5 protein-coding genes and 1 pseudogene are annotated in these 6486 nt (G+C 68.5%); 1 reads left to right on the top strand and 5 read right to left on the bottom strand.

Annotated elements, in window-relative coordinates:
• Window positions 1–19: 19 nt before the first annotated feature.
• The 5 genes from hydF to FVW27_RS05110 form a co-directional block, all read right to left on the bottom strand.
• Complete coding sequence (gene hydF, locus FVW27_RS05130) at window positions 20–1270, bottom strand: [FeFe] hydrogenase H-cluster maturation GTPase HydF (RefSeq protein ID WP_167123322.1); 1251 nt, start codon at window positions 1268–1270, stop codon at window positions 20–22.
• Window positions 1192–2235: a [FeFe] hydrogenase H-cluster radical SAM maturase HydE gene (gene hydE / locus FVW27_RS05125; RefSeq protein WP_243838224.1), complete on the bottom strand. Its 1044-nt coding sequence runs from the start codon at window positions 2233–2235 to the stop codon at window positions 1192–1194. The genes hydF and hydE overlap by 79 nt, the downstream gene beginning before the upstream one ends.
• Window positions 2232–3785, bottom strand: coding sequence for an aspartate ammonia-lyase (locus FVW27_RS05120; protein WP_167123320.1), 1554 nt, complete (start codon window positions 3783–3785; stop codon window positions 2232–2234). The genes hydE and FVW27_RS05120 overlap by 4 nt, the downstream gene beginning before the upstream one ends.
• Before the next feature lie 115 nt (window positions 3786–3900).
• Window positions 3901–5310: a [FeFe] hydrogenase H-cluster radical SAM maturase HydG gene (gene hydG, locus FVW27_RS05115; protein ID WP_167123318.1), complete on the bottom strand. Its 1410-nt coding sequence runs from the start codon at window positions 5308–5310 to the stop codon at window positions 3901–3903.
• A 33-nt stretch (window positions 5311–5343) separates the two neighbouring features.
• Window positions 5344–5613, bottom strand: a complete 270-nt coding sequence (locus tag FVW27_RS05110; protein ID WP_167123316.1) for a TM1266 family iron-only hydrogenase system putative regulator — start codon at window positions 5611–5613, stop codon at window positions 5344–5346.
• Between the two features lie 602 nt (window positions 5614–6215).
• On the opposite strand from FVW27_RS05110, the pseudogene FVW27_RS05105 reads away from it, so the two are divergent.
• A pseudogene (locus FVW27_RS05105) lies at window positions 6216–6486 on the top strand (hypothetical protein); the annotation flags it as partial.

The following is a 6486-nucleotide window of genomic DNA, read 5'->3' as shown; positions in this document are numbered from 1 at the left end:
AGCCGCCACCGGGGTGGCGTCAGGCGCCCTTCGCCGCCGCGCGGAAGGCGTCCAGCGCCGCCGGGAACGGTCCCAGCGCGCGGGGCAGCACCCCTTGCGTCAGCGAAATGGCCAGCCCGTAGTTGGTCATGGGCACCCCCGCCCGCCGCGCAGCGCGCAGCCGGGCCAGCATGTTGCCCCGGTTGATGACGCAGCCGCCGCAATGCACCACCAGCGCATAGGCGGCCATGTCGTCGGAAAGTTCCTTGCCCGCCGCGACGTCGATTTCGATGTCGCCGCCCGCGTACTGGCGCAGCCAACGGGGAATCTTGACCCGGCCTATGTCGTCGGCCAGCGGGTGGTGGGTGCAGGCCTCGGCTATCAGTACCCGGTCGCCTGGCCCCAGCCGTTCGATGGCCGCGGCCCCGCGCGCCAGTTCCACCAGGTCGCCCTTCAGCCGGGCCATCAGGATGGAAAAGGTGGTCAGGGGCACGCCGGGCGGGGTGTCCGCCGCCGCCTTCAGCACCACCTGCGAGTCGCACACCACAAGGTCCGGCGGCGCGGAAAGGCGCTCCAGCGCGGCGCGCAGTTCGCGCTCCTTGACCACCAGGCACATCTGATCACCGTCCAGCAGGTCGCGGATGGCCTGCACCTGCGGCAGGATCAGCCGCCCCCTGGGCGCGCCAAGGTCGATGGGCACCACCAGCACCACAAGCCCCCCCGGCGGCACCAGATCGGACAGCATGTGCGGCTGGGCGATGGCGTGTTCCGGGGCCAGCATGGCGATGCGTTCGCGCACGGCGTCCAGCCCCCGGCCCAGCAGGGCAGAGGCCGCCACCACGGCAATGCCGCGCCCGGCCAGCGCATCAAGCACGGTCGCGGGCAACTGGCTGCCGGGCATCACTTCCGCAAGGTCCACCTTGTTGGCCACCACGAAGTAGGGCAACTTGCGCGCGGCAAAGGCCTCCGCCAGCGCCTCCTCGTCGCGGCCCCACGCACCGTCGGTGACCAGCAGGGCCACGTCGGTGCGGTCCAGCGCCCGTTCCGAGCGTTCGCGGCGCAACGCGCCCAGCGCGCCCTCGTCGTCGATGCCCGCCGTGTCGATGAACACCACCGGGCCGACCGGGTCGAGTTCCAGCGTCTTTTCCACGGGGTCGGTGGTGGTGCCCGGCGTGTCCGAAACGATGGACGCGCCCTGCCCCACCAGCCCGTTCAGCAGCGACGACTTGCCGACGTTGCGGCGCCCGTAGATGCCGATGTGCAGCCGCAGCCCCCTTGGGGTATCCTGCATGCCCTTGCTCCTTGCGCCGGTGCGGGCACGCGCCCGGCCCGGCGGATGGTGTCCAGCGCGTCTTCCATGTCCACGCGCCGCTTGTGGTCGTAAATGTGATAGTCCGCCCGGCGGGCGGCGGGGGTAAAGCCCGGCATCAACACGTTGCCCCCCGCGCGCAGCCCGGCCAGTTGCCCGTCCTGCGGGGCCAGGGTAGCCAGGGCGGTGGTGGCGGGTAGGTTCAGGCCGGGCCGGGCGATGCGGAGTGCCGCCATGCAGCGGAGGGTCAGTTCCACCGGGCCGTGCGCCGCCCCCGCCAACGGGGTTGCGCCGTTGGGCACGAAGGGACCGGCCCCGCACATGTCCGCCGCCAGTTCGCACACCAGCAGCACGTCGTCGGCCAGCGATTCCGGTTGCTGTCCCGGCACCCCCACGATGAACCCGCTGCCTACCTCATAGCCCGCGTCACGCAGGCGGCGCAGGGCCGCAAGCCGCTGGGCCAGGGTCTTGCCGGGGTGCAGGCGGGCGTACAGGGCGGCGTCCGCCGTCTCGTGCTTCATCAGAAAGCGGTCCGCCCCGGCGGAACGCCACAGGGCATAGTCCCGCGCCGGGCGTTCGCCCACGCTCAGGGTGACGGCAAGGCCGAGCCGGGTCTTCACCGCTTCCACCATGTCGGCAAGGGCGCGCGGGGTCATGCCGTAATCGTCGCCCGATTGCAGCACCACGGTGTCCGCCCCGGCTGCGGCAGCCTCGCCCGCCGCAGCCAGCACCTCCGGCAGGGTCAGCCGATAGCGGCGCGCCTGCGCGTTGTCGCGGCGCAGCCCACAGTACATGCAGTTGCGGATGCAGTGATTGGAAAATTCCACGATGCCGCGCACGTGCACCATGTCGCCCTTGGCCTCGCGGCGCACCGCGTCGGCGCGAGCCGCAAGCTGGTCGAACGGCGTATCGAACAGCAGACCGAGAATCTCGTCGCGATGCATCATGGCCGCCCCCGGCCATTGCCGCGTTCGTTGCCGCTGCCATTGTCAGGGACGTTGTTCTGGCCGCTTCGAGGGCCACCGCGTTGCGTTGCCTGCCCGGCGGGACTTCCCAGCCGTGCCATGGCCTCTGGCGACAGCAGCGCATCCAGCGCGGCCTCGTCCAGAAGCCCGGTGTGGCGTGCCGCCTGGCGCAGGCCGCAATCCCGCTCGCGCATGACGCCCACCAGCCGGGTGGCCCCTTCGTAGCCCAGCACTGGCACCAGCGCGGTTACCGTACCCCACGAATCGTCCACATGGCGCGCGCAGGCCGCTGCGTCCGCCCGCATACCTTCCACGCAACGGGTGCGGAACATGACGCAGGCGCGGGCAAGGATGGAAATGGTGTCCAGCAGCGCATCGGCCACCAACGGCAGAAAGGCGTTCAGTTCCAGTTGCCCGGCCTGCGCGGCCACGGTCAGCGCCGCGTCGTTGCCCAGCGCGCGCATGGCCGCCTGGGCCACCGCCTCGCAGATCACCGGGTTGACCTTGCCGGGCATCAGGCTGGACCCTGCCTGCACGGCGGGCAGCGCCAGTTCGCCCAGCCCGCCGCGCGGGCCGGAGGCCAGCAGCCGCAGATCGGCGGAAATCTTCAGCAGGTTCACCGCGTGCGCTTTCAGGATGCCGGAAACCTCCACGAACACGTCGGCGTTCTGGGTGGCATCCACCAGGTTTTCGGCGCGGGCCATGCCAAGGCCGGTCACCTCGCGCAGCCGCTCCACCACCAGGAATATGTAGTCGCGCGGGGCGGTGATGCCCGTTCCCACCGCCGTACCGCCCAGATTGACCACGCGCAGCCGCTCCTCGCACTTGAAGATGCGCCAGCGGTCACGCGACAGGGCTTCCGCCCAGGCGGAACATTCCGCCCCCAGAGTAATGGGCACGGCATCCTGAAGCTGGGTGCGGCCCAGCTTGACCACCCCGGCAAAGTCGCGCTCGCGGTCCTGAAAGGCGCGTTGCAGCGCGGCCACGGCCCGCTCCAGTTCGCGCAGGCCGCGCATGGCCGCCACGCGCAGCGCCGTGGGAAAGACGTCGTTGGTGGACTGGTGCAGGTTCACGTGGTCCAGCGGGCGCACCAGCCGGTACGCGCCGCGCGTGCCGCCCATGAACTCTTCCGCCCGGTTGGCCAGCACCTCGTTGACGTTCATGTTGGCCGAGGTGCCCGCGCCCCCCTGCAAGGCATCTACCACCACGTGCGCGCCAAGGTCGCCGTGCAGCATCTCGTCGCAGGCGGCGCACACGGCATCGGCCACGCGGGGGTCCAGGTAGCCCAGTTCGGCATTGGCGTGGGCACAGGCCTTCTTGACCAGGGCAAGCGCCTCCACGAGTCCCGGGTGGAGGCGCCGCCCGGCAACGGCGAAGTTGTCCAGTGCCCGCTGGGTGTGGATGCCGTGATAGGCATCCGCGGGCACGGACATTTCGCCCAGCAGGTCGTGTTCCGCGCGGACGGGTGCGTACGCCGCGCGGGTGCACGCCCCGCAGGTATCCGAGGACAGGGTGGTGGCCGCGTCCGTCATGTCCGGCCCATCCGGCCCATCCGGCCCATCCGGCCCATCCGGCCCATCCGTCAGGGACGGTGCGGACGTGATGGACGGTGCGACCGCCATGCCCTGCCCTGCATATGCAGCGGGTTCAGCAGAAGACATCCCTGCGCCCTTCCTGCACCTTGCCCAGCATGCGTTCGGCCACGCGGCGGGTACGGTCGTCCATGCCGCCAAGTTCTGCAGCGATGACGCCCTTGCCCACTTCGCGCTCCATGGGGCTGCCGTAGTCGATGAGGTATTCCAGGAAGGTGGACAGTGCGTTGGGGGCGCACTTTTCCTTGATCAGGCCGGGCTTGGCGAGATCCATGAAGTCCTGCCCGGTGCGGCCCAGCCGGTAGCAGGCAGTACAGAACGAGGGGATGTAGCCCATGCGCCCGATGTCGGCCACGACCTCGGAAAGGCTGCGGTGGTCGCCAAGCTGGAACTGGCTGGATTCGAACTTTTCCGCCTCGGTATAGCCGCCGGGGTTGGTGCGGCTGCCCGCCGATATCTGCGACACGCCAAGGGCCAGGGTGGAGTGTCGCACCTCGGCGTTTTCACGCGTGGACATGATCAGTCCGGTGTAAGGCACGGCCAGGCGCAGGATGGCCACCAACTTGCGGAATTCGTCGTCGGTCACGGCCTGCGGCGGGCAGCTGGCCATCTCGGAACCCACGGCAGGCTCTATGCGCGGCACGCTGATGGTGTGGCAACCCACGCCGAAGCGGTCTTCCAGATGCCGGATGTGGCTCATCAGCGCCAGGGTGTCGAACCGCCAGTCGGCCAGCCCGTACAGCACGCCCAGGCCCACGTCGTCGATGCCCGCGCGCATGGCCCGGTCCATGGCAGAGGCGCGCCAGTCAAAGTCGCGCTTCAGGCCGCCCACGTGCACGCGGGTGTAGGTAGGACGGTGGTAGGTTTCCTGAAACAGCTGATAGGTGCCGATGCCGCGTTCCTTCAGGCGGGTGAAGTCTTCCACCGTCAGCGGGGCCACGTTGACGTTGACGCGCCGGATCTCGCCGCTTTCCTCGCGCACCGAGTACACCGCGTCGATGGCCTTCAGCACGTACTCGAAGCCTTCCCCGGGGTACGATTCGCCCGCCACCAGCAGCACCCGCTTGTGGCCCTGGCGCACCAGCACGCGGGTTTCTGCGGCCACCTCGTCCATGGACAGGGCGCGGCGGTCCAGATCCTTGTTGGTGGCGCGGAATGCACAGTACAGACATTCGTTGGCGCACAGGTTGGAGATGTACAGCGGCGCGAACATGACCAGCCGGTTGCCGTAAATTTCTTCCTTGACCCGGCGGGCTGTGTCGAACAGTTCGTCGACAAGGCCGGGGCTTTTCACGTGCATCAGCGCTGCCACATCGTCGTGGTCCAGCCCTTCCAGTTCACGGGCCTTGGCCAGCACCTCGCGGATCTTGCCCGCATCCTCGGCGGCGTTGCGGGCCAGCGTGTCCGCGATGAGGCCGTCATCAAGCCACGAAACATCCCTGTCGGCATCCGTTGCCTTGCCCATGGTCCTGCTCCTTCCACGGTATGGCGGCGCGGCTCATGCCGCGTCGGTAAGCAGAAGCGTCTTGATGCGCACGCCGGGGATGGCCCCCAGCCTGCCCGTCATCGCCCCCAGTTCGTCGGTGGTACCGTCCACGATCAGCGAAATGACACCCACTCCGCGCTCGCGGTACGGCACCCCCATGCGCCCGATGACCAGCGAACCGAACTCGCTGATCACGGCGTTGACCTTGTCCGCGCAGGCTTCGCGGTTGCCGACCAGCAGCGCCACCACGCCCACGCGCTTGCATTGTCCGTTGACGTGCATCCCTGCCCGGTCTCCCCAGTCTTGCGGGTATGGCCACCCCGCCGTTCACCCGCCCCACCATCCCAGGACATGCGGTGGCATGGGGCGGCATGGCATCCGGGTGCTTTCACTCGACAAGCGGCCAACATGGTCCCGCAACACCCGCCAACCTCGCGCAAAACCGCCGTTTTCGCCGCACGCCACCGCGCGTCGCACTTCACGACCTGCGTGTTATGTTTTTTATCGCGATTACTCTCATGTGTTACCTATGTCAATTTCGTGCTACATTTTTCGTGCGCCTCACCTATCATGAAAATAGATTTCATCAATGCACATATTCCAAATTGTGCCACCAACCAATACAATGCTCCATGCGGCAGGCAACGCCGCCAGCGCATGGTGCGAACGTTGCTACAACTGTACGCCCTCTTGCCGCCGCCCCGCGTATGGCAGCCGGGAACACCCCGTCCGTGGGAATTGCAACCTCAAGCTTTTCGTGTTTCCGCCGATAGAACGAGCAACGAAGCATTCCAAGGGAAGCGCCAGGGCCATTGCCGGTCAACGCGCGCACCACGGCATGCAGCGCGCGGCCCGGCGCCGCGCGGATACCACCGGAGGCAATCATGTCCCGCGTACCCCGCGAGTCACATATTCCGAAAGAAACCGATCAGGCCGATCTGGCCAAGCAGGACGGCCCCTGCGGCAAGGGTGACGGGCGCGAACCTTCCCGTCCGCGCAGTTCGCGCCGCGCACTCCGCACTAGCCCCGTTGCTGCCGGACTGATCGGGACCGGCCTGTTTGTCACGGGCCTGGCCCTTGCCGCCCTGCCCTTGCTGCCACCCGGCGGCGCAACCGCAGTGGCCGAGATGCGCCAGTCGCAGGGCGTGCCGCCGC

This window comes from Nitratidesulfovibrio liaohensis, from assembly GCF_011682075.1.
GTDB lineage: Bacteria > Desulfobacterota > Desulfovibrionia > Desulfovibrionales > Desulfovibrionaceae > Cupidesulfovibrio > Cupidesulfovibrio liaohensis.
This window is presented reverse-complemented; position numbering and strand designations above follow the sequence as displayed.

Bases quoted from the DNA above. Each gene is read 5' to 3' on its own strand.
- FVW27_RS05120 (WP_167123320.1), bottom strand. From the start codon at position 3,785: ATGACGGACGCGGCCACCACCCTGTCCTCGGATACCTGCGGGGCGTGC.
- hydG (WP_167123318.1), bottom strand. From the start codon at position 5,310: ATGGGCAAGGCAACGGATGCCGACAGGGATGTTTCGTGGCTTGATGAC.
- hydE (WP_243838224.1), bottom strand. From the start codon at position 2,235: ATGATGCATCGCGACGAGATTCTCGGTCTGCTGTTCGATACGCCGTTC.
- hydF (WP_167123322.1), bottom strand. From the start codon at position 1,270: ATGCAGGATACCCCAAGGGGGCTGCGGCTGCACATCGGCATCTACGGG.
- FVW27_RS05110 (WP_167123316.1), bottom strand. From the start codon at position 5,613: ATGCACGTCAACGGACAATGCAAGCGCGTGGGCGTGGTGGCGCTGCTG.